We start from the raw sequence: 1,240 nt of genomic DNA, 5'->3' as shown, positions 1-1,240 counted from the left end.
CGGTGCATGAGGTGTTCGAGGTGCGGGCCCGGGAACACCCCGACCGCGTCGCGGTAACCGAACCCCACGGCGCGACCCTGACCTACGGCCAGCTCAACACCGCCGCCAACCGCCTGGCCCACACACTCAACGGACGGGGAGTACGGCCCGGAGACCTGGTCGGACTGCACCTGACCCACAGCGCCACCTACATCACCGCCCTGCTCGCCGTACTGAAAGCCGGCGCCGGATACGTGCCCCTGGAGCCCGGCCTGCCCCCGGGCCGGTTGACGCTGATGGCCACCGAACCCGGCCTGGCCGCCGTCATCACCACCCCCGCCCACCCCTGGACCCCCACCACCACCCAGGCCCCCACCCCGGCCTCCGCCTCCGCCCAGGCCCCCGCCCAGGCCCAGGCCCCTGCCCAGGTCCCGGCCTCAGCCTCCGCCCAGGCCTCCGCCTCAGCCCCCGCCTCTGCCCGGGTTCCTGCCCCGGTTCCGGTGCTGGACCTGACCGCCGAAGCCGAGACGATCGCCGCCCAGCCGGACACCAACCCGGCACACCCCGCCGATCCGGAGCGGGTCTTCTACATCCCCTACACCTCCGGCTCCACCGGCCGGCCCAAGGGAACCCTCGTCCCCCACCGGGCCATCAACGGCTTCTTCACCGACGTGCACTACGCCACCTGGGGACCCGACGCCGTCACCCTGCTGCACTCGGCCCTGTCCTGGGACGGCAACCTCCTGGAGATCCTCCCCCCGCTACTGACCGGCGGACGCGTCGTGGTGCACACCGGAACCAACCGCGACCCCCTGACCGTCGCCGAAACCGTCCACACCCACCAGGTCACCCACCTGTTCCTGCCCACGACCGCGTTCAACACGATCATCTCCACCAGCCCCCACCTCCTGGCCAACGTGCAGCAACTCATCTTCGGCGGCGAGGCCGTCACCGTCCGCCACGTGCGCACCGCCCTGGCCGAACTGCCCACCACCCGGCTGGCCCACGGCTACGGCCCCAGCGAGTGCACCGTCTTCGCCACCGCCCACCTGGTCACCCCCGCCGACCTGGACCGGCCCACCATCCCGATCGGCACCCCCATCGGCGACCGCACCGTCCACCTCATCGACCCCGACACCGGACAGGTCATCACCGAACCCGGCCAGACCGGGGAGATCTGCATCAGCGGCCCCAGCCTCGCCCACGGCTACCTCAACCGGCCCGCCCTGACCGCCACCCACTTCCGCCCCAACCCCGGCCT

General features: G+C 72.4%; 1 protein-coding gene. It reads left to right on the top strand.

The window, feature by feature from the left end; all coding sequences use genetic code 11:
• Window positions 1-20: 20 nt before the first annotated feature.
• Window positions 21-1,240, top strand: a 1,220-nt coding sequence (locus tag ABT340_RS42410) for an AMP-binding protein (RefSeq protein WP_352016616.1), incomplete at its 3' end; no start/stop codon positions are given.

This window comes from Streptosporangium sp. NPDC000239, assembly GCF_040300765.1.
GTDB lineage: Bacteria > Actinomycetota > Actinomycetes > Streptosporangiales > Streptosporangiaceae > Streptosporangium.
This window is presented reverse-complemented; position numbering and strand designations above follow the sequence as displayed.